Annotated in this window: 21 protein-coding genes; 3 read left to right on the forward strand and 18 right to left on the reverse strand. The window is 72.0% G+C overall.

Going from position 1 to position 26,779, the window contains the following annotated elements; all coding sequences use genetic code 11:
• Positions 1 to 45: 45 nt before the first annotated feature.
• The 17 genes from pstC to ACFVWU_RS04905 all read right to left on the reverse strand — a co-directional run bounded on the left by pstC (position 46) and on the right by ACFVWU_RS04905 (position 23,026).
• The gene (gene pstC / locus ACFVWU_RS04825; RefSeq protein ID WP_387615633.1) at positions 46 to 1,077 is read right to left on the reverse strand and encodes a phosphate ABC transporter permease subunit PstC; all 1,032 of its coding nucleotides are present in this window, start codon (positions 1,075 to 1,077) and stop codon (positions 46 to 48) included.
• A gap of 378 nt (positions 1,078 to 1,455) precedes the next feature.
• Positions 1,456 to 4,083, reverse strand: a complete 2,628-nt coding sequence (locus ACFVWU_RS04830; RefSeq protein ID WP_387615636.1) for a hypothetical protein — start codon at positions 4,081 to 4,083, stop codon at positions 1,456 to 1,458.
• Positions 4,084 to 4,316: 233 nt separating this feature from the next.
• A complete protein-coding gene (locus ACFVWU_RS04835; protein ID WP_387615639.1) occupies positions 4,317 to 4,907 on the reverse strand; it encodes a hypothetical protein in 591 nt (196 codons plus the stop codon).
• Positions 4,908 to 5,016: 109 nt separating this feature from the next.
• Positions 5,017 to 6,051: a PstS family phosphate ABC transporter substrate-binding protein gene (locus tag ACFVWU_RS04840; protein WP_387615642.1), complete on the reverse strand. Its 1,035-nt coding sequence runs from the start codon at positions 6,049 to 6,051 to the stop codon at positions 5,017 to 5,019.
• A 338-nt stretch (positions 6,052 to 6,389) separates the two neighbouring features.
• Complete coding sequence (locus ACFVWU_RS04845; protein ID WP_387615645.1) at positions 6,390 to 6,794, reverse strand: hypothetical protein; 405 nt, start codon at positions 6,792 to 6,794, stop codon at positions 6,390 to 6,392.
• The gene (locus ACFVWU_RS04850) at positions 6,784 to 7,083 is read right to left on the reverse strand and encodes a hypothetical protein (RefSeq protein WP_387615648.1); all 300 of its coding nucleotides are present in this window, start codon (positions 7,081 to 7,083) and stop codon (positions 6,784 to 6,786) included. Before ACFVWU_RS04850 ends, ACFVWU_RS04845 begins: the two co-directional genes overlap by 11 nt.
• Before the next feature lie 260 nt (positions 7,084 to 7,343).
• Positions 7,344 to 9,152, reverse strand: a complete 1,809-nt coding sequence (locus ACFVWU_RS04855) for a GAF domain-containing protein (RefSeq protein WP_387615651.1) — start codon at positions 9,150 to 9,152, stop codon at positions 7,344 to 7,346.
• A 63-nt stretch (positions 9,153 to 9,215) separates the two neighbouring features.
• Positions 9,216 to 12,812, reverse strand: a complete 3,597-nt coding sequence (gene cydD / locus ACFVWU_RS04860) for a thiol reductant ABC exporter subunit CydD (protein WP_387615654.1) — start codon at positions 12,810 to 12,812, stop codon at positions 9,216 to 9,218.
• Positions 12,813 to 12,816: 4 nt separating this feature from the next.
• Entirely contained in the window at positions 12,817 to 13,842 is a 1,026-nt protein-coding gene (gene cydB, locus ACFVWU_RS04865) for a cytochrome d ubiquinol oxidase subunit II (protein WP_387615657.1), read from the reverse strand.
• Positions 13,843 to 13,880: 38 nt separating this feature from the next.
• Positions 13,881 to 15,425: a cytochrome ubiquinol oxidase subunit I gene (locus ACFVWU_RS04870; protein ID WP_387615660.1), complete on the reverse strand. Its 1,545-nt coding sequence runs from the start codon at positions 15,423 to 15,425 to the stop codon at positions 13,881 to 13,883.
• 355 nt (positions 15,426 to 15,780) lie between these two features.
• A complete protein-coding gene (locus ACFVWU_RS04875; protein ID WP_387615663.1) occupies positions 15,781 to 17,145 on the reverse strand; it encodes an oxygenase MpaB family protein in 1,365 nt (454 codons plus the stop codon).
• Positions 17,138 to 17,719 carry a Uma2 family endonuclease gene (locus ACFVWU_RS04880; RefSeq protein WP_387615666.1) on the reverse strand — a complete coding sequence of 194 codons (582 nt, stop codon included), beginning with the start codon at positions 17,717 to 17,719 and terminating at the stop codon, positions 17,138 to 17,140. Before ACFVWU_RS04880 ends, ACFVWU_RS04875 begins: the two co-directional genes overlap by 8 nt.
• A 221-nt stretch (positions 17,720 to 17,940) precedes the next feature.
• Positions 17,941 to 18,882, reverse strand: a complete 942-nt coding sequence (locus ACFVWU_RS04885) for an LAETG motif-containing sortase-dependent surface protein (protein WP_387615669.1) — start codon at positions 18,880 to 18,882, stop codon at positions 17,941 to 17,943.
• A gap of 150 nt (positions 18,883 to 19,032) precedes the next feature.
• The gene (locus ACFVWU_RS04890) at positions 19,033 to 20,544 is read right to left on the reverse strand and encodes a sensor histidine kinase (RefSeq protein ID WP_387615672.1); all 1,512 of its coding nucleotides are present in this window, start codon (positions 20,542 to 20,544) and stop codon (positions 19,033 to 19,035) included.
• A 12-nt stretch (positions 20,545 to 20,556) separates the two neighbouring features.
• On the reverse strand, positions 20,557 to 21,384 hold the full coding sequence (locus tag ACFVWU_RS04895; protein WP_387615675.1) for a response regulator transcription factor: 828 nt from the start codon (positions 21,382 to 21,384) through the stop codon (positions 20,557 to 20,559).
• A 186-nt stretch (positions 21,385 to 21,570) separates the two neighbouring features.
• Entirely contained in the window at positions 21,571 to 22,065 is a 495-nt protein-coding gene (locus ACFVWU_RS04900) for a carboxymuconolactone decarboxylase family protein (protein ID WP_387615678.1), read from the reverse strand.
• 226 nt (positions 22,066 to 22,291) lie between these two features.
• Positions 22,292 to 23,026 carry a helix-turn-helix domain-containing protein gene (locus ACFVWU_RS04905; protein ID WP_387615680.1) on the reverse strand — a complete coding sequence of 245 codons (735 nt, stop codon included), beginning with the start codon at positions 23,024 to 23,026 and terminating at the stop codon, positions 22,292 to 22,294.
• A gap of 248 nt (positions 23,027 to 23,274) precedes the next feature.
• On the opposite strand from ACFVWU_RS04905, the gene ACFVWU_RS04910 reads away from it, so the two are divergent.
• Both ACFVWU_RS04910 and ACFVWU_RS04915 read left to right on the forward strand, forming a co-directional pair.
• Positions 23,275 to 23,937 carry a DUF4097 family beta strand repeat-containing protein gene (locus ACFVWU_RS04910; RefSeq protein ID WP_387615683.1) on the forward strand — a complete coding sequence of 221 codons (663 nt, stop codon included), beginning with the start codon at positions 23,275 to 23,277 and terminating at the stop codon, positions 23,935 to 23,937.
• Between the two features lie 49 nt (positions 23,938 to 23,986).
• Complete coding sequence (locus ACFVWU_RS04915) at positions 23,987 to 24,799, forward strand: alpha/beta fold hydrolase (protein ID WP_387615686.1); 813 nt, start codon at positions 23,987 to 23,989, stop codon at positions 24,797 to 24,799.
• Between the two features lie 55 nt (positions 24,800 to 24,854).
• Here ACFVWU_RS04915 and ACFVWU_RS04920 read toward each other — a convergent pair whose 3' ends face one another.
• Positions 24,855 to 25,280 carry a hypothetical protein gene (locus tag ACFVWU_RS04920; RefSeq protein WP_387615689.1) on the reverse strand — a complete coding sequence of 142 codons (426 nt, stop codon included), beginning with the start codon at positions 25,278 to 25,280 and terminating at the stop codon, positions 24,855 to 24,857.
• A 262-nt stretch (positions 25,281 to 25,542) separates the two neighbouring features.
• Between ACFVWU_RS04920 and ACFVWU_RS04925 the strand changes: the two genes are divergently transcribed.
• Positions 25,543 to 26,775: a cytochrome P450 gene (locus ACFVWU_RS04925; protein WP_387615692.1), complete on the forward strand. Its 1,233-nt coding sequence runs from the start codon at positions 25,543 to 25,545 to the stop codon at positions 26,773 to 26,775.
• The last annotated feature ends 4 nt before the right edge of the window (positions 26,776 to 26,779 follow it).

Below are 26,779 nucleotides of genomic sequence, written 5' to 3' on the forward strand. Positions count from 1 at the left end.
CCTTCAGCGGGGTCGGGACGAGGCCGGCCATGTCGGTCCGCCATCTCAGTCCGCGATGGAGGCCCCGGAGCGGGACCGGTTGATCACGAAGCCGGCCGCCACGTTGACCAGCAGGGTCAGTGCGAACAGCACCAGGCCGGCCGCCATCAGCGCGGAGAGCGAGAGCGCGTCCGACTCGCCGAAGCGCAGCGCGATGAGCGCCGAGATCGAGTTGGCGCCGTTCTCCAGGACGTGGGTGATGGTCTTGAAGCTCGGCGAGATGATCAGCGCGACCGCGATCGTCTCGCCCATCGCCCGGCCGAAGCCCAGCATGATCGCGCCGATCACGCCACCCTTGCCGAACGGCAGCACCACCGTGCGCACCATCCCCCAGCGGGTCGAACCCAGCGCGTAGGCGCCCTCCCGCTCGCCCTGCGGCGCCTGGGAGAACACCTCCCGGCTGAGCGAGGTGACGATCGGGATGATCATCAGCGCGACGACCACGCCCGCGATGAAGGTGGAGGAGGTGTAGGAGGTGCCGATGTCGCCGGTGCGCACCTTGAGGAAGGGGATCGCGTCGCCGAGGTGGTTGGTGAGCCAGCGGACGAAGCCGATGATGCGCGGCTGGAGGAAGAAGAGCCCCCACAGGCCGTAGATGATGCTGGGGATCGCCGCCATCAGGTCGATCAGCGAGATCAGCGCCGCGCGCAACCGGACCGGCGCGTACTCCGAGATGAAGATCGCGGTGAAGAGGGCGACCGGGACGGCGATCACCAGCGCGATCACGGCGATCAGCAGCCCGTCCGGGAGGACGGCGGCGATGCCGAAGTTGTGCGCGGCGGTCTGCCACTTCTGCTCGGCGAGGAAGGACAGACCGACGGCGCGCAGCGCGTCCGTGCCGCGCAGGATCAGGAAGAACGCGATCAGCCCCATGATCGCGAAGACCGAGAGCCCGGCGATCCGCAGCACCCCGCGGAACACCCGGTCGCCGGGGGTCGCGGGGTCGGTGATCACACGCGGGACGTCCTGGTCGGGCCCGTGGTCGGGTTGGCCTGGCGCCCCGGCGTACGGTGCCGCGGGCTCGGCGGCGGATGTCATGGTCTGCTCTCCGTGCTCGGCTGCGGGGGACGGATCCGGTGCGTACCCATTCGGCCAGCCGGAGGTGGCCGAATCGGGTCGGCCGCGTGTACGAGGGCCCAACGCGGCGACTCTGTAGCGGAGTTGGGAACTCCAGATGGCTTCGAATGGCCGGCTGGTGGCATGTTCGCAGCGACACTAATGCTCAACTCGGTTGATTGGTAAGGGATTTGAGCACGATCGAGCGTGATCGGACAGCTGGCCGGTTTCACTCGAAAGATCAACGCGCTTTGACACCAAGCCACTTGGCGCATGCGAAAACGACTCGGCGGGGCCGGAACGGCGGCCCCGCCGAGTCGCTCGGGTGGTGCGGTCGGTGCGAGTGGTGCGGTCAGTGCGTCACGGGCGGCGGCGCACCCGCGCCCAGCCCTGCCGCAGCCCGGTCAGCGCCCGCGCCCCGGCGGGCGTACCGCCCAGGACCAGGGCCGCCGGACCGCCGACCAGCAGCACCCCGCCGCCGATCAGCGCGATCGGCAGCAGCAGCCGGGCCAGACCGGAGCGGTCCGACGCCGGGGTACCGGCGGCGACCGGCGCGGCGGACAGCGACTTGCCGGGCGCGCTCGGGCTCGCGCCGGGCTTGGCACCCGGGGCGGCGCCGGCACCACCGGCCGCGGTACCGGCACCGCTGCCGGCGCCCGTGCCGCCGCCGCTGCCGGCCGGACCGCCGGTGGAGTCGGAGCCCGAGCCGCCGGTCGAGGAGCCCCCGGAGCCGCCGGCCGGGCCCGCGCCCTCGCCGACCTGGGTGACCGAGGCGACGTTCGGGGCGCTGCCGCCCCCGCTGCCGCCGGCGGCCGGGGTCGAGCCGTCGCCGCCGGTCGAGGGCGGGTTCGGCGGCGCGGCCTGGTTGCCGGGCAGCTTGGCGTCCTGCGCCTCCAGGTGGCTGATGGCGTCGGCCGCCTGGGTCCGCTGGGCGGCGGTCAGCGCGAGGAAGCCGGGCGCGAGGTGACCGGGCTCGTGGCCGTAGACCTGGCCGATGGTGGTGACCGCGCGCATGAACCTGCTCATCGCGGCCACCTTGTCGGCCGCGACGTCCTTGGTCGGGAGCATCGCGTAGTCCACGGTGGTCAGCGGGTAGGCCTTCTGGTCCCGCGAGAACGCCGTGTCGGACGTGCCGTACGGCAGGGACTGCACGCCGGTGGACTGGTCGACGGTCATGTCGGCGACGGCGGCCTGCAGGCCCGGGCCGTCAGGGGAGGCGAAGCCGCCGGCCGGGTTGACCAGCTGGGCCTCGGGGAGCGAGTAGGCCTTCGCCTGGCCGGAATCCATGATCGCGAAAAGGGTCCGCCGACCGACCGGCATCGACGGGCACAGGTCGTGGGTCCCGTCCGAGTGCTTGTCCGTGTTGACGCAGTTCGGCTTGTTCCACAGAACCTTCCGCGCCACGTCGTTCAGCCCGGTCGCCACCGGGTTCCACTCGTACTGCTTCCACCGGTCCTTCGGGTCCTCCGTCGCTCCGGCGAACCCGGAGGAGTCCTGCCGGACGAAGGAGTCGACCGGGTAGCCGGAGAACGCCGGGCGCAGGTAGTAGCTGTCCACGCGCATTCCCCACGGGTCCGGTTCACCGTCGAGGAACCGCACCGCGTCCGGGTCGGAAGCGATCCAGGACGTCAACTGGTACGTCATGTCCGCCGTCCCGCCGAAGACCGTCGGGCTGACATTGCTGTAGCTGCACCCCGTCGGCCAGGCGGCCTTGCTGTCCGGGGGAAGCGGGTTCAGCTTCTGGAACTCCGGGTCGTCGAAGACGCACTGCGGATTCCCCTTCACCGAGGGGACATCACCCGGCGAGTTGTAGGACTGGGTGAGCAGCTTCGCCAACAACCGCGCGTTGAGCCGCATGCTCCTGAACTGCAGGCGGGTCTTCGGATCGTCCACGATGAAGACCACCGAGATCCCCGAGGTCGCCACCGGCGCGTACACGTACGGCCTCGGCGGTGGAGCCTGCGCATCAGGCCTGGCCACCAGTGCCATGTCCTTGCCGCCGGCGAGGAAGTCCGACCGGGCCTGCGAGTCACCGTTCGCGAAACCGTACGTCAGCAGCATCGGGTCGTTGCCCTGGCACAATCCGGCCTGCCACTGCTCCACGGCCCGCTTGGCCGGTTCCAGGCCGTCCACGGCGAAGGCCGGCTTCTCCCCCGGGCAGGAGGCCGCGGTGGGAGCGAATTCGAGCGGGACCACCGTGCGACGCTCCCAGGCGCACTGCTCGGCTGTCGCGAACTGCGTCCACCGATTGAGCTGCCGCTGGAGCACCAGGTCGGACGGCATGTCGAAGGCGGTGTCCAACGCGTGGTTCTGGCAGTTGACCACGCCCTTCCGGGTCGGGTCCTTCCACGCTATGACGTCGCCGCCGTAGTTGGGCTCCACCACCAGTGAACACGGGTTCTTGTCGTCACAGCCCAGGGTGGGACTCTGGATCGCGGTGAAGAGTTCGATGTCCGCGTATCCCGTGCCGTCCGCAGCCGTCGTCGCGACGACCTTGTTGGACGGGAAGTCGGGGAAGGTCGTCCCGGCCGCAGGCCTCTTCTGCTGGAACCCCGCCGCCGCATCGGCGCCGTACAGCGTGCTGTCGTAACAGTCGGTGATCCTCGGGTCCGTGCCCTTGCACTGGTACACCCGCACCTCGTAGTAGGGCAGGCGCTCCCCGACGGTCGCTCCGCCCGCCCAGGGGCTTCCGCTGACGTCGCTGGACGGGGTGAACCCCTTCCAGCTGACGTGAACCACCTGGTTCACCAGGTTCTTCGTCTGGGCGACCGTGACACTTCCCTCAGGGCCGTCCTTGCCCTCCTTCGGAAGCCAGATCCTGGGCCCCGTCACCGTGACGGCCGAGTCCTCGGCCGCCGCCTGCGGCACGGCTCCCAGGCCGATCGGCACCACGCCGATCGCCACCACCACCGACCACACCAACGCGATCGCCGGTATCCGGCGACGCCACCACCCCGGATGTCTCCGGTCGGGTAGGCGGACTCTCATGGCGGGCACCTCCGTACGGTTGCGCGCCGCCGGGAAGCGCGGCGCAGGGGGATCAGGCTGCGAGCGGCCAACGATTCCGGTACGCATCCATTCGGCCGGCCACAAGTGGCCGGATCCGGTCGCGCGTGTGTACGGGACCACAACGCGGCACCTCTGTCGCGGAGTTGACACCTCCGAACGAAACGGGCCCGCGTCACCCGACGCAGGCCCGTCGCGCAAGTCGGCGCCTGCGATCAGCCGTTGAAGGTGAACGAGAAGGAACCGACCGACTGGCCACCGGTGAAGAAGGTGGTGTTCAGCTGGGTGTCGAGGTACTGCGCACCCGTGGTGTCCAGCGTGAGGTTGCTCGCGGTCAGGCTCTGGGTCGTCCCGCTCTGGCTGCTCTCCTGGATCCCGGCCGGCCGCAGCAGCGGGACCGGCGCGGTGGCGCCGTCCGGCACGCCGGTGAGGCGCCAGCGGTCGGCGCTGAACGCGAGCTGCTCGAAGAGCACGCTCTTGCCGGTCTGGACGTCGACGAAGAGCAGGCTGCCGTCGAGCGTCGCGTTGCCGTAGTAGCCGCGCAGGTTCACGCTGCCGCCGGTCACCGGAAGGCTCGTCGACAGGCCCTTGGTGACGTCGTAGGAAACGCCGGCGTTCGGCAGCGGAACGATCACCACACCGTTGGTGGCCGCGTTCTGCAGGAACGCGTTGTTCTCGACCACCACGGCGCTGCCCGTGGGGGTGGCAGCGGGGGTGGTGTCGGCCGCGGCCGCGCCGCTGAGGCCGGTCACGGCGAGAACGACCGCGACGCCGCCGGCGAGGTACCGGGCGGTGGTACGGGACATGCTGGTCTCCTTGGGAGAGGAAGGTGTCGCGCGGGGGTGGAACACCGGCCCGAGGACCGCCGGCGGCCACGGGCTGGACGCCCGTGGCCGCCGGGTGGTGCGGGGTGGATCAGGTGAGGGTGGCGACACCGCAGGCCGGGGTGGCCAGGAAGCCGTAGCTCGCGATGTCGGCGGCCGCGGTCGGGTCGTTGCAGATCCAGCCGTTGGAGCCGAAGATGTTCTGGAGCGCCTGGCCGTGGGTGTCGGTCGCGTTCCACTCGGCGTCACGGAAGACGTTGTAGACCACGCGGCCGAACTGCGAGTTGGCGAAGTCGGTGTCGATCTGGCTGTTGGTGACCGGGGTCAGGGTGGCACCGTTGACCACCACGTTGCGCAGGGTCAGGTTGCCGGGCGCGTCGGTCGTCGTGCCGTGGCCGCCGACGGTCTGACCGATGTCGTGGGCGACGGAGTACGGGAAGACCGCGTCGGGGTCGTTCAGCGCCTGGTCGGTGCCCTCGTTCTCCTCCGGACCGGTGGTGACGCACTGGCCCAGGGTCGGGTTGCTGATCGCGGTCAGGAAGAACGCGCGCGTGCCGGAGTCGGCCTGCGGCAGGAACGGCTTGATGGTGGCGTTCGGCAGGCTCGGGTCGATCTGCTTCCAGTTGGTGGTGGTGCAGCTGTAGATCGCGTTCAGCTGCGCCGGGGTCAGCTGCGCCGGCGCGTCGCCGCCCGACTTGGCGGACCAGGTCACCGCGTCCTTGGCCAGCGTGACGAAGTCCAGGCCGTGGGCGTCGGTCGGCTGCGGGCCGCGCGAGGAACGGGCGAAGTCCACGGTCGCGCTGGTGTTGGCGACCAGAGCCTTGATGCCGGCGCCGGAGCCGTTCGGGCGGGCGATCGAGGTGGCACCGACCTTGGTGGTGATCGGCGAGGAGCCGGTCGCGTCCCAGCTGTACAGGTGCGGCGCGGTGGAGCCGGAACCCAGGGAGACGTTGTAGTCGGTCGAGAACTGGTTCAGCAGCGCCTGGATGGTGTCCGAGCCGACGCCCACGATGTCCTGGGCGGCCGGGGTGACGGTCGGGTCGGCCAGGGCCGAGCCGCTGGCGATGGTGACCAGGGAGGTCGCCAGGGCGGCGGCGGTGAGCAGCTTGGCAGCGGTCTTACGCATGTTCCTGTTCCTCCGATGGGAGAGACGTACATCGCGTGAACCCGTGCTCCGGGGGGAGTTCGGGGCCGGTGGCCGCGTCCGCTGCGGCCCGTCCGGCAGAGCTGATCCTGTCGGGCCGGGAGGTTCCGCCGGAAGGGAGGTCGAGTCCGGCCCGGTAATGTCGACTCATCGGTTCAGCGAGGTTTAGACACTGGTCAGCGTGGACGCGACAGGGCTGCCACAACCCCTCCCGCCCTCGACGACGTTCTTCTCCAGGAGACTGCTCGGGGTGTTGCCGGAAACCTGCGCTTCACCGGAACCGCACGGACGGCCGTCGGATCACGGCGGATCCCGACGGATCACAGCGGCCGGAGGCCGTCCCGCCCGCCCCGCCGCGACTCCTGCCCCACCCACTGCAGTCCGGCCAGGAAGCCCTCGACGCCCGCCTGGCACTGGTCGCGTCGCAGGTACCCGCGCGCGCTGCGGGCCACCGGGACGGAAGCGGCCGCCCCGGGCCGGGTGCTGCGCACCGGCAGGTAGGCGGACCACACCCACTGCCGCCCCTCGGACTGCGCGACGGAACACCGAAGGGCGGCCCGCTCGATGAGCAACTCACGCACCGCCTCGGCGAGTTCCTCCTCGCTCCGGTAGGTGCGCACGCCGACCCCGAGCGGCCGCCCGTTGGCGGCCCGCAGCGCCCAGCCCACACAGCGGTCGGCCGCGGGCACGATCAGCAGCCGCGGTCCGCGCCGCTCAGCGGCCATCGGGACGTCTCGACGACACGGCTCTCCCGGGCAGTTCGCGCGCCGGCTGTTTGGCGAGCAGCACCACGAAGCGCCGGAAGGCGTTCTGGCAGGTCGCGTACCGCTCGTAGGCACGACTGGACCGCACCTCGGGCAGACCGCGCGATCCGGGGATGACCCAGATCCACCCGATCCCGTCGCGGACATGGGTGATCCGCGCGGTCAGTTCGGCGGCTCCCGCGCGCAGGCCGTCGAAGCCCCGCTCGGCCTCGCCGGGCGTCTCGAACAGCGCGGGGGTGATCGCGACCACGCGGCCGTTGGGCGCCTTCAGCTGCCAGCGGTAGCGCCCGTCCGGAGCGCGCTCGGTCCGGAACCCCCCTCGACTTGCCCCTGCTGCGGTGTTGCCGCGGCCGGAAGCGTTCACTGCCCCCTCCGTCCGGTTTCCCCTCCGAGACGGATGACAAGCTATGTGTGCACACAGAAGCGCCGATAGCCCAGAACGTTCACAACTTGCGGCGTTGGTCGGGAAGTTCTCCCTCGTTCAGCTTTCACCTAACGCTTGTCACGCACCTACAGCCGGGCCGTCCAGCGCACCGTCGTCCCCTTCCGGTAGGGCCCCCACTCGTGCCAGGCGGCCCCACCGAGCGCCTCCGCCCGGCGGGTCAGGTTGAGCAGTCCGCTGCGCCGTCCGCCCGCCGGGATGCCCACCCCGTCGTCGGTCACGGTGAGCAGCACGCCGGGCCGCCCGCCGCGGTCCAGCGACTCGGGGTCGCCGCCGACCGGCCGGCCGCCGTCGTCCAGGTGGACGGTGGCGTCGACCTCCACGCCGACCCGGCAGGCCCGCGCGTGCCGGGCCGTGTTGGAGAGCATCTCCCGTAGCGCGGCCAGGAGTTGGCGCCCGGTTTTCTCGCCGACCAGGCTCTCCACCGGCCCGACGAAGCTCACCGAGGGCTTGAAGCCGAGCGCCGCCGCGGCCTGGCTGGCCTCCCGCAGGACGCGGGTGCGCAGGGTGTCGGGGGCGTCGCCGTGGTTGTCGTGCTGGAGGGCGTAGATGGTGGTGCGGACCTCCTGGATGGTGGCGTCCAGTTCGTCCACCGCGTTGCCGATGCCGACCTTCACCTCGGGGACGACGGCGCGCCGGGCCGCGCTCTCCAGCATCATCCCGGTGGCGAACAGCCGCTGGATCACCAGGTCGTGGAGGTCGCGGGCGATCCGGTCGCGGTCCTGGAAGACGGCGAGGCGCTGCTGGTCGCGCTGACCCTCGGCGAGGCGCAGGGCGAGGGCGGCCTGCGAGGCGAAGGTCTCGGCGAGCTGCTTCTCGGAGTCGGTGAACGGCAGCGCGCCGCGCGGGCGCCAGACGCAGAGCCCACCGAGCACCCGCCCGGCGGCGACCATCGGGACGGCCATGGACGGGCCGAAGCTGCGGGCGAGCCGGATCACCACGGTCGGGTCGCTGGACATGTCGTCCAGGTGGACGCTCTCCCCGGCCAGCAGCCGGGCCGCGAAGCTGTCCTTGGGGAGCAGCTCGCCGCGGACGAACTCGGCGGCCTCGCCGGAGGCGTGGGCGACCCGCATCTGCCCGTCGCCCTCGCCGGCGGGGCCGGTGGGCAGCAGGATCATGCCGAGCGCGGCGTCCGCCAACTCCCGCACCTGCTCGGCGGCCACGGTCAGCGCGCCCTCGGCCTGCTCGGTGGAGAGCAGCGCGGTGGTGACGGCGGCGGCGCCGGCGATCCAGCGTTCGCGGCGGCGCCCCTCCTCGTACAGCCGGGAGTTCTCGATCGCCACGCCGGCGGCCGCGGCGAGCGCGTGCACCACCTGTTCGTCCTCGGGGGTGAAGGCGCCGCCGCCCTTCTTCTCGGTGAGGTAGAGGTTGCCGAAGACCTCCTCGCGGACCCGGATCGGCACGCCCAGGAAGGTGACCATCCGCGGGTGGTGCGGCGGGAAGCCGGAGGAACGCGGGTCGGCGCCGAGGTCGGCCAGCCGCAGCGGCTCGGGGCGGTCGATGAGCGCGCCGAGGATGCCGCGCCCGGCGGGCAGTTCGCCGATCTCGGCGGCGGTCTCGTCGTCGATGCCGACGTGGATGAAGTCGGCCAGGCCGTGCCCGCCGGGGGCGATCACGCCGAGCGCCGCGTACCGGGCGTCGACCAGTTCGGCGGCGCCGGTGGCGATCCGGTGCAGGGTGGCGTGCAGGTCGAGCCCGGCGCCGATGGAGACCACCGCCTCCAGCAGGCGCTGCATCCGGTCGGTGACCGCGGCGGCCGACTGCAGGCGCTCCGCGACCTCGGTGACCAGGGTGTCCAGCCCGAGCGAGGCGATCTCGGGCACCCGATGGGGTGTCGGCTCGGGGGCGGCCTCGGGGAGGTCCGGCGTGGGGTCCATGGAGAAAGCCTAGTTTGTACGGTTTTCAGCCGAAGGGAGACGCGGCTTCCGCCGACGCGGCCGTCAGCGGCCCACCGGCTCCACCAGCCCGTCCGCCTCCCGCTCCCGGCGCCACATCGCGTGCAGCCGCCCGTCCGGGTCGGCGACCAGCTCGGACCAGCGGCCGCGCTCGGCGACCCGGCCGCCGTCCAGCACCAGCACCTCGTCCACGGCGGCGTCGTCCAGCCCGGCGAGCCGGTGGGTGATCAGCACGGTGGTGCGGCCCTCGGTGGCGGCCAGCAGGTCGGCGGTGAGGGCGTCGGCGGTGGGCAGGTCGAGGTGCTCGGCGGGCTCGTCCAGGACCAGCACCGGGAAGTCCGCGAGCAGCGCCCGGGCGAGCGCGAGCCGCTGCCGCTGGCCGCCGGAGAGGCGGGCGCCGTGCTCGCCGACCATGGTGTCCAGGCCCTCCGGCAGGCCGTCCGTCCAGTCCAGCAGCCGGGCGGCGGCGAGCGCGGCGCGCAGCTCGGCCTCGTCCGCGCCCGGGCGGGCCAGCCGCAGGTTCTCCCGCAGGGAGCTGTCGAAGACGTGGGCGTCCTGGGCGCAGAGGCCGATCACCCGGCGGACGTCCTCGCCCGCGAGCGCGCGGCCGTCCACAGCCTGTGGACGACCGGCGGCGAAGGTGACGGACCCGGCGCCCGGCTCCAGGAAGCGCAGCAGCGCCAGGGCGAGGGTGGTCTTGCCGGAGCCGGACGGGCCGACCACGGCGATCCGGCGGCCGGGGGAGAGGTCGAGGTCCAGCCCGGTGAGCGCGTCCACGGCCTGCCCGGGGTGCCGTACGGTCAGCCCGCGCACCGCGACGGGCAGCGGCTGCTCGGGCAGTTCCAGGGGCTCGGCGGGGTCGGCGACGGGCTCCGGCGCGAGGAGCAGCTCGTCCAGCCGGGCCCGGGCGGCGCGGCTGCGCCGGCGGGCCTGGACGGCGAGCGGCATCCCGGTGACGGCCTCGAAGGCGGCCAGTGGGGTCAGCACCACGAGCGCCAGGCAGACCGGGGCGAGCGCCCCGTCGCGCACCCCCTGGATGCCGACGGCCGCCGCGCCCACCACCGTCAGCCCGGTGAGCAGCGCGATCAGCCCGGTGCCGAGCGCGGCGGTGGCGGCCGAGCGGGCGGCCAGCCTGGTCAGCGCGGCGTCGGCGGTGCGGACGACGGCCAGCCGGCCGGGCAGCGCGCCGGCCACCGTCAGCTCGGCGGTGCCGGTGAAGGCGTCCACCACGGCGGTGGACAGGTGTCCGCGGGCCGGGGCCTGGCGCCGCTCGGCGCCGGCCGACCAGCGGCCGGCCAGCGCGGGCACCAGCACGCCGGCGAGCAGCAGCCCGAGGCCGAGCACCAGCCCGGCGGCGGGCAGGAAGGCGCCCAGCACCACCGTCGAGCCCAGCGCGACCACGGCGGCGACGGCGGCGGGCAGCCGCCAGCGCAGGTAGTGGTCCTGGATCGCGTCGACGTCGGCGACCAGCCGGGAGAGCAGGTCCCCGCGCCGGAAGGCGGGCAGTCCGGCCGGGGCGAGCCCGGTCAGCCGCCGGTAGACGGCGGCCCGCAGGGTGCCGAGGGTGCGGAGCACGGCGTCGTGCGAGACCAGCCGCTCGGTGTAGCGGAAGAAGCTTCGGCCGATGCCGAAGGCGCGGACCGAGGTCACGGCCATCATCAGGTAGAGCACCGGGGGCATCTGGGAGGCCCGGGAGATCAGGTAGCCGGAGGTGGCCATCAGGGCGACGGCGCAGCCGAGGGCGAGCGAGCCGAGCAGCACGGACAGTGCCAGCCGGGGGGCGGCGGGCTCGCTCACGGGCTCCTCGGGCACGGCGGGGGTGGCGGTCACTCGCCCGCCCACTGTGACTCGCCCGCTCGCCTCCGGGGCGCTCCGACCCGGTGCCGACGGTCGGCGCTCCGGCGCTCGTACCTCGCTGGTCGCTTCTCCCTTTCGGCACCGGCGCGCCCCTTCGGCTCGGGGCGGGACCAGGTGGCCGAGCGGGGCGGCGGCGGGCCCCGCCAGCCGTACCCGCTCGTCCGCGGCCGCCAGCAGCGCGGGCCGGTGGGCGACGATCAGCACGGTGCGCGCCGGGTCCTCGGCGAGCGTGCGGACGGCGGCCACGACGGCGGCCTCGGAGGCGCCGTCCAGGTTGGCGGTGGGCTCGTCCAGCAGCACCAGCGGCCGGTCGTCGGCGAGCAGCACCCGGGCGAGCGCGAGGCGCTGGCGCTGTCCGGCGGAGAGCCCGGCGCCGTCCTCCCCCAGCTCGGCGTCCAGGTCGGTGACGAAGTCGAGCGCGTGGGCGGCCCGCAGCGCCGTCCACAGCTGCTCGTCGCCCGCGTCCGGCCGGTAGAGCCGCAGGTTCTCGGCGACCGTCCCGGCGAACAGGTGGGGGTGCTGCGGCACCCAGGCGATCTGCCGCCGCCAGCCGGCCGGTTCCAGCTCGGCGAGGTCGTACGAACGCCCGTCGGCGGCGGTGATCCGGACGGTGCCGGCCTCGGGGGCGGTGAGGCCGAGCAGCACCGACAGCAGGGTGGACTTGCCGGCCCCGCTCGGACCGGTGAGGGCGGTGCTGGAGCCCGGACGCAGGGTGAGCGCGGCGCCGTCCAGCGCGGGCACGGCGCGCCCGGGGTGGCGTACGGTCAGGCCCTCGGCGGTGATCGTGGCGCCGGTGAGGGCCGGCGTCGAGAGCGTCCCGGCGGCGGGCAGCGGGGTCTCCAGCACCCGGAAGATCTCGTCGGCGGCGGTCAGCCCTTCGACGCTGGAGTGGTAGAGCGCGCCGACCTGCCGGATCGGGAAGTACACCTCGGGGGCGAGGACGAGGATCAGCAGCCCGGTCTCCAGGTCGAGCGAGCCGTCCACCAGCCGGAAGCCGATGGTGACCGCGACCAGCGCGACGGACAGGGTGGAGAGCAGCTCCAGCGCGAAGGAGGAGATGAAGGCGATCCGCAGGGTGCGCAGGGTGGCCCGGCGGTAGTCGGCGGTGATCCGGGTGATGGTGGCGGCCTGGGCGCGGGCCCGGTTGAACACCTTGAGGGTGGGCAGGCCGGCGACCACGTCGAGGAAGTGGTGGGAGAGCCGGGCCAGGGTGTCCCACTGGCGGTCCATCTTCGACTGGGTGGCCATCCCGATCAGCACCATGAACAGCGGGATCAGCGGCAGCGTCCCGGCGATGATCGCGGCCGAGGTGAGGTCGGCGCCGACGATCCGCAGCAGCACGATCACCGGGACGACCACGGCCAGCGCCAGTTGCGGGAGGTAGCGGGCGAAGTAGTCGTCCAGCGCGTCGATGCCGCGGGTGGCGAGGGTGGTGAGTTCGCCGGTGCGCCGGCCCGCCAGGTAGGACGGGCCGAGCGCGGTGGCGTGGTCGAGCAGCCGCAGCCGCAGGGTGGACTTCACCCGGGCGACGGAGCGGTGCGCGGTGAGCTCGGTGAGCCAGCCGACCAGCCCGCGGCCGACGGCCGTCAGGGCGAGCAGCGCCAGCGGGGTGGTCAGTTCGCCGAGGGTGGCGCCGCGCTGGAAACCGCGGACGACGATCTCGGCGATCAGGCCGGCCTGGGCGACCACCAGGGCCGCGCCCGCCCCGCCGAGGAGCACGGATCCGGCGAGGAAGGCACGGGTGGTGCGGGCGTACCCGAGGAGTCGGGGATCGACGGGCTTCACGGCGTCAGGCCTGGTCGAGCGGGGCGGCCGGGTGGCGCCCGGGGATGTGCTGGACGCCGATCCGCTTGCGGAACACCCAGTAGGTCCAGCCCTGGTAGAGCAGCACCAGCGGGGTGAACACGGCCGCCACGACGGTCATCAGCTTGAGCGTGTACGGCGAGGAGGCCGCGTTGCCGACGGTCAGGCTCCAGCCGGGGTTCAGCGTGGACGGCATGACGTTCGGGAAGAGCGCCAGGAAGAGCATCGCGACCGCGGCCACGATGGTCGCCCCGGAGAGGACGAACGCCCAGCCCTCGCGGCCGCGCTGGTTGGCCGCCAGCGCGCCGACCAGGGCCAGCACGGCGATCACCATCGCGACCAGGCTCCTGGCGTTGCCGCTGTGCGCCTGGGTCCAGACCAGGAAGCCGAGGGCGAGCACGGCGGTCGCCAGGCCCGCCTGCAGCGCGGCCCTGCGAGCCCGCTCGCGGATCTCGCCGACCGTCTTGAGCGCCGCGAACACCGCGCCGTGGAAGGTGAACAGGGCGAGCGTCACCAGACCGCCGAGCAGGGCGTACGGGTTGAGCAGGTCCCAGACGGTGCCGACGTAGTTCTTCTGCGCGTCGATGTCCACGCCGCGCACGATGTTGGCGAAGGCCACGCCCCACAGGAAGGCCGGGATGAGGGAGGTCCAGAAGATGGCCTCCTCCCAGTTGCGCTGCCAGCGGGCGCCGTCACGCTTGGCCCGGTACTCGAAGGCCACGCCGCGGACGATCAGGCAGACCAGGATGACCAGCAGCGGGATGTAGAAGCCGCTGAAGAGGGTCGCGTACCAGTCCGGGAAGGCGGCGAAGGTGGCGCCGCCGGCGGTCAGCAGCCAGACCTCGTTGCCGTCCCAGACCGGACCGATGGTGTTGATCAGCACCCGGCGCTCGGTGGTGTCGCGGGCGAGCGGCTTGGTGAGGACACCGATCCCGAAGTCGAAGCCCTCCAGGAAGAAGTAACCGATCCACAGGACCGCGATCAGCACGAACCAGACGTCGTGGAGTTGCATGTCAGATCCTCAGTTCCACGGTGGGGTGCGTCAGTGCGTCAGTACGCGAAGGCGAGCGGCTTGTCGGCGGCCTCGTCCGCGGACGGGCCGCGCAGCGTCGGGTCCTTGGCCGGGGGCCGCTCGGTCACCACCGGGCCGGCCTTGGCGTACGTGACCAGCAGCCGGACCTCGATCACGGCGAGGATCGCGTACAGCACGGTGAAGGTGACCAGCGCGCCGATCTGGGTGCCGACGCCGACGTTGGGGGAGACGGCGCTCGCCGTGGTCATCAGGCCGAACACGGCCCAGGGTTGACGGCCCATCTCGGTGAAGATCCAGCCGAAGCTGTTGGCGATCAGCGGGAAGCCCATGGTCAGGATGCCGATCCGCCAGCTCCACTTGGTGAGCAGCGGGCTCAACTCCCGCTTCGGGGTGAGCATCAGCCGGGGCACCTCGGTCTCGCCGGTGCGGAACTCGGGGCGCAGGAAGAGCTTCCTGCGGGTGGTCCAGAGGCCGACCAGGCCGGCCATGAAGGAGGTCATCCCGAAGCCGATCATGAAGCGGAAGCCCCAGTAGGTCATGAAGACGTTCGGGATGTAGTCCTTGGGGTTGCCGCCGTGCGCGGCGGCCTCGGCGGCGGCGGTGTCGTTGATGCCGGGGACGGCGGAGCTGAAGTCGCTCTTGGCGAGGAAGGAGAGGACCCCGGGGACCTCCAGCTCGACCGAGTTGTGGCCCTTGCCGACGTCGCCGACCGCGAAGATCGAGAACGGCGCGGGCGCCTGGGTGTCCCACAGCGCTTCGGCGGCGGCCATCTTCATCGGCTGCTGCTCGAACATGACCTTGCCGAGGGTGTCGCCGCTGAGCGCGGTGCCGGCGCCGAAGACCACCGCGACCACCAGGGCGAGCCGCAGCGAGGTGCGCATCACGGCGATCTTCTTGGGGTCGGCGGTCTCGGGCCTGCGCTTGGCCTTCCAGAGGTGGAAGGAGGCGATGCCGACCATGAAGGCGGCGCCGGTGAGGAAGGCGGCGGTCAGGGTGTGGAAGACGACGGTGAGGGTGGTGTTCTGGAACAGCACCTTGGTGATGTCGGTGAGCTGCGCCTTGCCGGTGGCCGGGTCGATCGCGTAGCCGACCGGGTGCTGCATCCAGCTGTTGGCCGCCAGGATGAAGTAGGCGGAGAGCACGGTGCCCAGCGAGACCATCCACATGCAGGCGCAGTGGATCTTCTTCGGCAGCTTGTCCCAGCCGAAGATCCACAGGCCTATGAAGGTGGACTCGAAGAAGAAGGCGATCAGCGCCTCCATCGCGAGCGGGGCGCCGAAGACGTCACCGACGAAGCGGGAGTAGTCGGACCAGTTCATGCCGAACTGGAATTCCTGCACGATTCCGGTGACGACACCCATCGCGATGTTGATGAGGAAGAGCTTTCCCCAGAACTTCGTCGCGTGGAAGTACTTCTCCTTGTTCGTGCGCACCCAGGCGGTCTCCAGCCCGGCCACGATCGCGGCGAGGCTGATGGTGAGCGGAACGAAGAGGAAGTGGTAGACGGTGGTGATGCCGAATTGCCATCGCGCAATGGTCTCGTGAGCGATTGCCAGTTCCACGTCGCCCTCTCTCCAACCGGCCCCTCAGGGCACTTTCGGACAAACTTCGCCTATAGCCGTAGACCGCTGCTCAAGCACACAAGCTTGTCCGCTTGTGAACGTGAACACGTTCACAAGGCCCAGTATCCATCATCCTTACGGCGGAACTGCAGGTGGGGTGGGGTTGACAGTCGTGTGCCATGCGTCACGGTTTGCGCTGCGGTCCGCACAGTCTGCGGATCGGGCGGGGGCCGGGGCAACGAACGACCGGGCGGACTGCGCGCGGCTCTTGGCCGAACCGGCGCTTGACAGGCTCGCGCCCCGCTCGCTTCGGCGAGCGGGGCGTGCTAGGTGGACTCCCGGTGACGGGCGGCGACTACGGTCGGCCCAGGAGCTGGGCGCCCGAGGTGGAGTCGGCGCGGGCCGTGAAGAACTCGGTGAAGCCGCCCAGGAACTCCTCCACCGTGATCCGCCCGTCCCCGTCGGTGTCCAACTGGCGGAAACCGTGCGACAGTTCGGCCGGGTGGACGCGCGGCCCGCCGAACACCGCGCGGTACTCGTCGAACTCCAGGAAGCCGCTGCCGTCGGTGTCGGCCGCGGTGAACACCGCGCGCAGAGCAGGAAGCAGGCCCTGCTCCAGATAGGCCTCGTCCCGGTCGCAGCCCGCCAGGGTGGCCGCGGTGAACTCCTCCCGGCTGACCTTGCCGTCCCCGTTGGCGTCCATCACCGCGCGCAGCTGCTCCCACCAGCCGTCGAACGCCTCGTACACCCGCGTCTCGGCGGCCTCGTCCAGCTCCAGCTGCCAGCACACGTTGTGCGCCATCGCCCGCAGGTCGTGCACGGTGATGTAGCCGTCGCCGGTCTGGTCGAGCACCTCCCGGAAGAACCGGTCCACCCGGGGCCCGCGCCCGTCCCGACGCGGCCGGAACCGGCGCGGCGGGCGCCCCTCCTCCGGGGAGCGGTAGCGCAGCCGGTCCGGGAGGAACAGGACGACGGCCCCGGCGCCGCGGTGCACCAGGGCGGACAGCAGCGCGCCACGCCGGCTACGGGCCACCCCGAACCGCTCCCGCACCGCCGGCGGCAGGTCTGCCACGGTGAGCTCCCGGATCACCCGGGCGACGATCACCCGGGTGATCCGCCACCCGGTGTCCCCGAGGAACCGGAGCCGGCGGGGACGGGGCGCCGCGCGCAGGATGTCGTCCAGCAGGTAGCGGGCGGCCTCGGTGAACTCCAGCCGCTCACGGGCGTACCGGGCGAAGTAGGCGGGCAAGGCTGCGGCGCTCTTGGGCAGTTGCTCCTCCGGCAGGCCGAAGGCCGCGATGGCCTCCTTGAACTCCCCGTACGCCAGCTCCAGTTGCCCGGCGTCGTACGGGTCCCCACCCAGGCGCCGCATCGCGACCACGCACTCGAACAGTGTCAGCAGCACCCACACCCGGGTCGCCGCGTCCCGGGCGTCGTACGGCTGCCCGTCCGGCGTCTCCCCCCGGATCCGCTTGTGCGCCCGGTCCAACCGCGCGACCTCCCGCCGCAGCGCCTCCGCGTCCTGGTAGAACAGCCGCCGGCCACTCCCGAGCGTGTGCTCGATCCGCCGCCATGGATGCGCCCGGTACGTCGAGTGCTCCTCCATCCCGGCCCCCACCACCGGATCCGCCGCCTGCAACACCAGCAGGCGCCAGGCGACGAGGGCGACCCGCCACTCGGACAGGTCGCGCTTGAAGGACACGGCGGCCGGGTCAGCCACGGCGCTCGCCGGTGATCTCGGGGCCGATCACGAAGCCCTTGGCCGGGCCCTCGGGGATCACGGCTTCCTTGCCGTACGGGATCCGGGCCGAGTACTCGTAAGTACGGCGCTCGCGGTCCGGCCCGGTGAGGATGGTCACCATGCCACCCTCGTCGTAGTCATCGATGATCACGTACACCGGGATGCCTGCGGCCGCGTAGGCGCGGCGCTTGAGGACATGATCGCGCTTGCGGGCCTCAGCACCCGGCGAGACCGTCTCGACCACCATCGGAACACCTGAGGCCAGAACTCCCACGCCCTCCGGGTGCTCGATCTCGTCGACATCGTCCGGCGCCAGGAAGACATCCGGGATGAACACCTTGAGATCGGCGATCACGTTGCCGTCCTGTGCCGGCCCGTAACCGGTGCCGCTCAGATAATCGTGCAGGGCCCGGCCCAACCGCCTGTTGACGGTGAAGTGACGGGTCCCGCCAGTGGGTGACAACGTGATCGTCCCCTCGATGATCTCCGCGCGGAAGCCCTCGGGCACATCCATGGACTTCCACGCTTGCCACAGCACCTGGTCCAGGTTCACGACGGTCACCTCAGAAACGAGCGCGCTCACGAGACACCTCTTGCCCGTCCAGTTTGATCAGCCCATGCGAGTCCGCACAAGCAACGGCAGGACGGTCGCACGCGACCGAGGGGCCGACCGGGTGAACGTCGACAGGTTCACTCGATCGAGGAGTTGCGGGCCCGGAAACGCGGAACCGCAGGGCAGGCCGGAAGGGGCCTACCCTGCGGGAACCGGATGGGTCAGGAGGTCGAGCGGGCCGTCTTACGGCGGGAGACGTAGAGCGCGGCGGCGCCCAGCGTGAGGGAGAGGGCGGAGCCGAGGGCCAGGTACGGGGTGGCCGGGTTGGAGCCGGTCTCGGCGAGCTCGGTGGCCGCACCGGCGGTGGCCTTGGTCGAAGAGGTCGAGGTGGTCGACGTCTTCGAAGTCGCCGACGCGACGGTGGACTTGTCGGCGCCGGTCGAGCTGGTCGACGCGGTGGTGTCCGTCGCCTGGGTGACGGTGCCGGGCTGCTCGGCGGGCTTGTCGGCCGGCTTGTCGGCGGGAGTCCCGGCGGGCTGCTCGGCCGGCTTGTTCTGCTGCTCGGCCTCCTGCCGGGCGTAGTCGGCCGCCTTCGCTTCGGCGTACGCCTTGTTGGCGGCTTCGGCGGCCTTGATCGCCGCCTTCAGGTCCTCCTCCGCCTTGACGACCTTGGCGTTCTCGGCGGCCAGGGCGTCGTCCCACTTCTTCTGGGCGGCGGTCAGGGCGTCCTTGGCCTTGGTGTCGGCCTCGTGCGCCTCGTTGGCGGCCTTGGACGCCGCCACCATCCGCTCCCGGGCCTTGTCCAGCTCCTCCGGCTTGGCGGACCCGTACGCCAGCGAGGCCGCCTCGGCCTCCTTGTCGGCGGCGGCCGCCGCTGCGGCGGCCTTCTCCGCCGTGTCCTTGGCCCGCTCCAGGTAGGGCTGCGGATCGCGCTTGAAGGTCTCGAAGTTGGCCTTCGCGGAGATCGCCGTGACGTAGGCCGCGTCGCGGGCGCTGATCGCGTCGGCTTGGGCCTTCTCCAGCGCGGCGAGCGTGTCGCCGCCGCTCTGGGCCGGTGCCGCCGGAGCCGACTCCGCGAAAGCGGGTGCCGCGGAGAACGCGGCTGCGGGCGATATCACGGCAGCGACGAGGGCGGCCGAGACCAGCGTACGGCGGAGGTTCAAAATGACCCCTTTCGGGCCGAATGAAGAGTGAAGTCCTTTCCACCGGGCCGTCCTTGACCGCCCGACAGGCGCCGATCATAGGCGCACGGATTCTTGACAATCCATTCCGATTTCCAGACCGGTGAAGAAATTGATGAGTCGACAAAAGACTCAGGAAAGCCGGTCACCATTCGTGGGCAGTTCGACCCGGAACGTGGCGCCCGCGCCCGGTGCGGTGTCCAGGGCGAGGGTGCCGCCGTGCGCTCGGGTGAGGGCGGTCGCGATGGCGAGGCCGAGTCCGCCGCCGCCGCCGTTGTCGCGGCTGCGGGAGGCGTCGACGCGGTAGAAGCGGTCGAAGACGCGCTGGGCCTGTTCCTCGGTGAGGCCGGGGCCGGCGTCGGCGACCTCCAGCAGGCAGACCCCGTCGGCCGCACCGCCGACCCCGATCCGCACCGGGGTGCCGGGCGGGGTGTGCTTGACCGCGTTGCCGACCAGGTTGGTGACCACCTGCCGCAGCCGCGCCTCGTCGCCGAGGACGGGCGCCGCGCCGGGGGCGCCGGTGCCGGAGGGCCCGGTGAGGGCGACGGGACGGCTCGGGTCGAGGGCGGTGAGGTCGTGCAGCGCGTCGGCGGCGAGGGTGCGCAGGTCCATCGGGGCGAGGTCGAGCGGGCGTTCCTCGTCCAGCCGGGCGAGCACCAGCAGGTCCTCGACCAGGGTGCCCATCCGGACGGCCTCGCTCTCGATCCGGGTCATGGTCCGCTTGACGTCCGCGTCGGTGGGCAGCGCGCCCATCCGGTACAGCTCGGCGAAACCGCGGATGCCGGCCAGCGGGGTGCGCAGCTCGTGCGAGGCGTCGGCGACGAAGGCCCGCATCCGGGCCTCGGACTCGGCGCGGGCGGCGAAGGCCGCCTCGATCTGGGTGAGCATGCCGTTGAGCGCGATCGACAGCCGTCCGACTTCGGTGCCCGGGGAGAGTTCGGGCATCCGGTGGGAGAGTTCGCCGGCCGCGATCCGGGCCGCGCCCTCCTCGATCCGGCGCAGCGGCCGCAGTCCGGCCCGTACGGCGAAGAAGCCGAGTCCGGCGATCAGCAACAGCACGGCGCCGCCGATCGCTAGGAAGGAGGTGCGCAGCTTGCCGATGGTGGCGTCGATGTCCTCGCGGGAGACGGCCACCATGACGTAGGTCGGGGTGGCCGTCGGCGAGGCGTAGGCGCCGATGCCGGGGGTGGGGGTGCGGGGTGCCCGCAGCGGCAGCACCAGCACCCGCCAGCTGTGGTGGCCGCGCTGGTCGGGCAGGTCGAAGGGGACGTCCGGGGCGGTCCGGGTCGGGTCCAGCCCGGCCAGTTGGGGTGCCGGGTCGCTGTCCGAGACGGGCTGGACCATGAGCGCCTGGACCTTGCCGTCCGAGGACAGGTACTGCACTAGGTACTGGCTGGGCAGACTGATCCGGCGCCCGGTGACGGCGGGCTTGCCGGCGTCCGGTGTGGTGAGCCGGCCGGGGGGTTTGCGGGACAGCGGCAGCCCGTAGCGCTGGAGCTGTTCGTCCAGCTGCTCCACCAACTGTGCCCGTACGGTGCCGAGCACGAAGGTGTCGCTGACCGCGAGTCCGGTGGTGACCAGCGCGAGCGCGAGGACCAGCAGCCGGGCGCGCAGCGACAACCTGGAGGAGAACCGGGCGAACACGGGCGGGTCCGGTCAGCCCTGCGGGGGGCGGCGCAGCGCGTAGCCGATGCCGCGGACGGTGTGGATCAGCTTGGGGCCGTGGGCCGGGCCGGAGTCGAGCTTGCGGCGCAGGTAGGAGATGTAGGACTCGACGATGGAGAGGTCGCCGCCGAAGTCGTAGGCCCAGACGTGGTCGAGGATCTGCGACTTGGACACCACCCGGCCGACGTTGGCCATCAGGTAGTGCAGCAGCTTGAACTCGGTCGGGGAGAGCGCGACGGGGGTGCCGGCCCGGGTGACCTCGTGGGCGACCGGGTCGAGGCTGAGGTCGGCGACCACCAGCCGGCCGTCCTCGGCGGGCCCGCCGGCCCGGCGCAGGATCGCGCGGATGCGGGCGATCAGCTCTTCCAGGCTGAAGGGCTTGGTGACGTAGTCGTCCGCGCCGGCGGCCAGACCCTGCACCTTGTCGCCGACACCGTCCTTGGCGGTGAGGAACAGCACCGGCAGGTGGTCGCCGGGGTGCCCGTGCGCGGGGCCGGCGATCTGGCCGCGGGTGGTGCGCTCGCGCAGCTTCTCGACGACCGTGAAGCCGTCGAGGTCGGGCAGCATGACGTCGAGGACCACCAGGTCCGGGCGCTCGACGGCGATCAGCTCCAGTGCCTCGGTCCCGCTCGCGGCGGAGGCGACCCGGAACCCGGAGAAGCGCAGCGAGGCGGCGAGCAGCTCGCGGATGTTGGGCTCGTCGTCCACGACGAGGAGGAAGGCCTCGCCCTGGCCCCCGGCCACGGCGGAGCCGCCCGGTGTGGTGACAGTGCCTTGCACGGGGGTTTCGCCTCCCGGTCGGACGATGACGTTCAGCATGAGGCTAGCTCTCGGAGGCTATGCGGCATGGATGAATGTTGGATTAACACCTTATCGGCCGGTTTTTGGGCGACCGGCCCACAGGGGTGGGCTCGGTGGTGTGCGCACGGGCTTCGGGGGCGCACGGGGAAGCCGACGGCCGGGGAGGGGGATTCCCCGGCCGTCGGCTTCCCTGCGCTCGGCGGCTCAGTCGCTCAGCCGCGCGGCGGCTTGAACGTGCTGCCCGGCCTGGTAGCTGCCACCGGGCTGGCGGATCATGACGTTGGCGCGGTTGAACGCGTTGATCAGGGCGATGAGGCAGACCAGCGCCGCGAGCTGCTCCTCGTCGTAGTGCTTCGCCGCGTTCTCCCACGCCTCGTCCGTCACCCCGCCCCCGTCGGCCAGCCGGCTGCCCTGCTCCGCCAGCTCCAGGGCGGCCCGCTCGGCGTCCGTGAACACCGTCGCCTCCCGCCAGACCGCCACCAGGTTCAGCCGGGTCGCCTCCTCCCCCGCGAACACGGCCTCCTTGAAGTGCATGTCCACACAGGCCCCGCACCCGTTGATCTGGCTGGCGCGCAGCCGCACCAGCTCCTGGGTCGCGTACGGCACGGTCGAGTCGGCGATCGGCTTGTTGGCCGCTATGAGGTGCTTGAAGACCTTGCCCATGACCGGGCTGGCGAAGGCGTTCAGGCGGGCTTCCATGGTGTGCTCCCTCGGGATCGCGCTTTCCGTTGCTGCCCCTTGAGACAGGGCAGCCGGGCGGCCCGTGACAGCCGCCGGTGTGTCCCGCGTCACTCCGTCCAGCGCACGGGCAGCCCAGCGCCGTCAACCAGCTGCTGGCCCTCAACGCGCCGGCCCGGCTCACCCCTGGCACCGTCCTGCTGCTCGAAGTACGGCCGGGGCTTCACGCACACGGTCCGAAGGTGGCTCAGTCGGCGCCGTCCGAGGCCGGTTCGGGCTTGCTGTGGAGGATTTCACGGGCCTGCTCGGCGGCGCGGGCGATGCTCTCGGAGACGAAGTCCATGAAGCGGGCGACGTTCTCCAGCCGGACGCCGGCCGGGGTGGCGGGGCCGAGGACCCCGGCGCCCTGTCGGGCGATCTGGACGAAGTGGGCGTTGGCGCGGGCCGTGGACATCATCGACTGGTACCAGACGTCGTCGTCGACCACGTAGCGCTCCCGGCGGCGGTCGTCGCGCTCCCGGCGGACCAGGCTCTGGCTCTCCAGGAACGCGATCGCCTTGGAGACGGACGCCGGGCTGATCTGGAGGCGCTGGACGAGTTCGGAGGCGGTGAGGCTGCCCTCGTCGGTGGTGAAGAAGCAGGCCAGCACCCGGGCCGTCATCTTGGGCAGGCCCGACTGGATGAAGACGGAGGCGAACATCTCCTCGTACTCGCGCACGGCCTCGACGTCACGCCCGTGCTCCGGCGAGGGCCCGCCCGCCTTCCGGGGTGCGGGCTGCCGGCGGCGCTGGGCGCGCTGTTCGGTGGCGCGGTGGGCGAGTTCGGCGCGGTAGCCGGTGGGGCCGCCGTTGCGCATCACCTCGCGCGTGACGGTCGAGGTCGGGCGCTCCAGGCGGCGGGCGATCTCCGCGTAGGCGAGGCCGTCGGCCAGGCCCAGCGCGATCTGCTGGCGTTCCTGCTGGGTGAGTCTGCCTCCCGGCATCGCGGCCTCCTTCGTGGCGTCCGTGGATGGCTTCAGCATAGCGTTCATTTCACATCCATTGCAACGAGACACTCGGCAGCCGTTGCATTCGATTCACGCCCACTGCAACGATTTCACCGCATTTACCTGCAGAGATGGCGTTTTGGCGCAACGATGGCGTTGCCAGATATGCGAACGCAACGTAGCTTTTCCGTTGTCGAAAACGACGGGCCGACAAGGGGCCCGCCGCCGGAGAAGGAGAAGGAACCATGCAGAAGTTCGCCACCGCCGCCCCGATCGCCGCCGTCCTGGACATCCCCGCCGGCCGCGTCCAGTTCATCGCCGCCGACCGCACCGACACCACCGTCGAGGTCCGCCCCGCCAACCCCGGCAAGAACCGCGACGTCCAGACCGCGGAGCAGGCCGTCGTCTCCTACACCGACGGCGTCCTGCGCATCCACACCGCCGAGCCCGCCAACAAGCTGCTGGGCCCCGGCGCCGTCGAGGTCACCGTCCAGCTGCCCGCCGGCTCCCGCGTCGAGGCCCGCACCGACAGCTGCGAACTGCGCGTCGTCGGCCGCCTGGGCGACATCGACTTCCAGGGCGCCTACCGCCAGACCAAGATCGACGAGGCCGCGAGCCTGCGCCTGAAGGCCGTCGACGGCGACATCGAGGTCGGCCGCCTCACCGGCCCCGCCACCATCAGCACCGCCCGCGGCGACATCCGCGTCACCGAAGCCGTGCGCGGCACCCTCACCCTGCGCACCGAGATGGGCAGCATCACCGTCGGCGCCGCCGCCGGCACCTCCGCCTCCCTCGACGCCGGCACCAGCTACGGCCGCGTCACCAACTCCCTGCGCAACGACGGCACCACCGAGCTCGACATCCACGCCACCACCAACCACGGCGACATCACCGCCCGCAGCCTCTGAAAACCCCGTCCCCGTCAATCCGCTCCTGATCGCGAAGGAAGCCTCCACCATGACCAGCACGCAGCACTCCGTCCCCGCCTGGACCGGCATGGTCGAGGTCGACGACACCGCCCTGGCCGTCACCGACACCGGCGGCACCGGCACCCCGGTCGTCTACCTCAACGGCTCCTACGCCGACCAGTCCCACTGGCGCCGCGTCATCGCCGACCTCGGCCCCGGCTACCGCCACGTCACCTTCGACGAGCGCGCCCGCGGCAAGTCCCGCACCGCCGGCGACTACTCCTTCGAGGCCTGCCTGCGCGACCTCGACGCCGTCCTGACCGCCCGCGGCGTCGAGCGACCCATCCTGGTCGGCTGGTCCTACGGCGCCCTGATCGCCGCCCACTGGGCCGCCCGCAACCCCCATCGCACCCTCGGCGCGGTCTCCGTCGACGGCGCCTACCTCACCGACCCGATCGACGACGCCACCCGCGAGCAGGTCCGCGGCCTGTTCCGCCGCCTCAGCCCGGTCTTCCCGATCGCCCGCCGCCTGGGCATGGCCGCCCGGATGAGCGCCGCCCAGCACGCCGAGATCAACCTCGAACTCATCGACCTGTGCTCCCCCGCCGCCCTGAACCCCGTCCTCGACCGGGTGAACGTCCCCACCCGCTACGTCATGGCCACCGGCGGCAACCTCGGCGCCGACGCCAGGACGATGGAGAAGCTGCGCGCCGACCTCACCCCCGTCCTCGCCCGCAACCCCCACATCAGCGTCCACACCAGGGTCCCCAGCAACCACTCCAAGATCCTGCGCAAGGACTCCCCCGCCGTCGCCGCCGCCGTCCGCGACCTCGCCACCACCCACGCCCGGCAGGCCGCGTGAGGCCGCCCCCATCGACTTCCGGCAGGGAATCGGCGATCCGCGCCGTCCGCAGGCGTCAGTTGGGCTTGGGGAAGGCGGCGCTCAGGGCGGCGCCACGGGTGAGGACCGCGACCGGAACCAGGGCGAGGGCGGAAAGGCCCTGGAGGACGGCGTACCAGGGCGGGCAGAGGCCGGGGATCAGATCGACGCCGATGATGGCGATCGGCATCACGGTGGAGAGGGTCCGGACGCGGTCGAAGGCCCGGTAGGAGCCCTCGGCGGCGCGGGCCAGGATGCGGAGCAGCACCAGGGCGATCGCAGGGAAGAGGGCGCCGCGGATCCACATGAACGGCGTCGTCCCGTGGCCGAGGGAGGCCATCACGGCGACGGTGGCGAGGACGATGACGCCGACGGCGCCGAAGAGCGCGACGCACTTCCTCGCGGTGGTGAAGGCGTCCTGGGTACGGGAGTTGCCGAGGTTCGCCGGCTCGGTCGTGGCCATGGTGTCCGTTCCTCCGGGTCGTGGTGTCGCTGTGGCTACGACGCTACGGAGCGGGCGACCGGGCCGACACGGGTCTGGCCCCACAGTCGAGGTGGGTCCAGACCCACCCCTCGGGCCCGGCCGGGGTGACGGTGGCCGAGGGCGGCGGGGACGAAGAGCAGCCCCTTGGTCATTGACTGATGAAACGTCAAACATATTGCTTCATAGGCCACTTGATGCTTCTCGATGCCGTCGTCCACCGACGGACCATCTGGCATGATTGATGACCGTGACACCCGCCGGCAGCCGATCGAGCGACGCCCCCGCCTATCCGATGGCACGCGGCTGCCCCTACCGGATGCCCGACGGCTACGAACAGCTGCGCGCGGACGGGCCGTTGTCACGGGTGACGCTGTACGACGGCCGGGAGGTCTGGCTGGTCTCCGGGAGCGCGGAGGGCCGCGCCCTGCTGCTCGACCCCCGGGTCTCCGTCGATGTCCGGCACCCGTCCTTCCCCGCCCTGACCCCGCAGTCCGCCGAGCAGGCCGAGGCCGGGTTCGCGCCCCCGCTCAGCGGCGTCGACGACCCCGAACACGCCCACCAGCGGCGGATGGTGATCCCCGCCTTCGGCGTCCGGCGGATCGCCGCGCTACGACCGAGGCTCGAGGGGTTCGCCGAGGACCTGGTCGACGCGATGCTCGCCCGGGGCGACCGGGCCGACCTGGTCGCCGCGTACTCGCTGCCGCTGGCCTGCGCGGCCAACTTCGCACTGCTGGGCGTCCCCGAGGACGACGGCCGCTACATCGCGGAACGCACCCGCCAGGTGCTCGCCCCCTCCACCGGGAACGCCCCCGGGGAGGCCGGGAAGCTCTTCGACGAGATCCTGACCCGCCTGCGCGACCTCATCGCGCGCAAGGAGCGGCAGCCCGGCACCGGGCTGATCGACGACCTCCTGGCGGCCCGGCCGGACGAGGGCGGCATGGACGGCGACCAGCTGGTGGCACTCTGCGCGATCCTGCTGACCGGCGGCGACGACACCACCTCCAGCACCATCGCCGCCGCGACCCTCGCCCTGCTCGAACACCCCGACCAACTCGAAAAGCTGCGCCGTGAACCGGAGTTGACACCCGACGCGGTCGACGAACTCACCCGCCTCAGCTCGGTCGCGGACGTACTGCCCCGCGTCGCCACCGCGGACATCGAGCTCGCCGGGCACACCATCCGGGACGGCGACGGCGTCCTCGTCTCACTGATGCTGATGAACCGGGACCCCGAGACCTGGCAGGAGCCCGACGCCCTCGACATCCACCGCAAGGCCGGCCGACACGTCGCCTTCGGGTACGGCATCCACCAGTGCGTCGGCCAGAACCTCGCCCGGGCCGTCATCGAGACGGCACTGACCGTCCTGCTCCGCCGCGTCCCCACCCTGCGGCTCGCCGTACCCGCCGACCAGGTGCGGGCCAATCCCCCGTACGTGCTGCAGGGCAGCCTGTCCGCGCTGCCGGTCGCCTGGTAGGAGG

It is taken from the genome of Kitasatospora sp. NPDC058190 (genome assembly GCF_042883685.1).
Taxonomy (GTDB): Bacteria; Actinomycetota; Actinomycetes; order Streptomycetales; family Streptomycetaceae; genus Kitasatospora.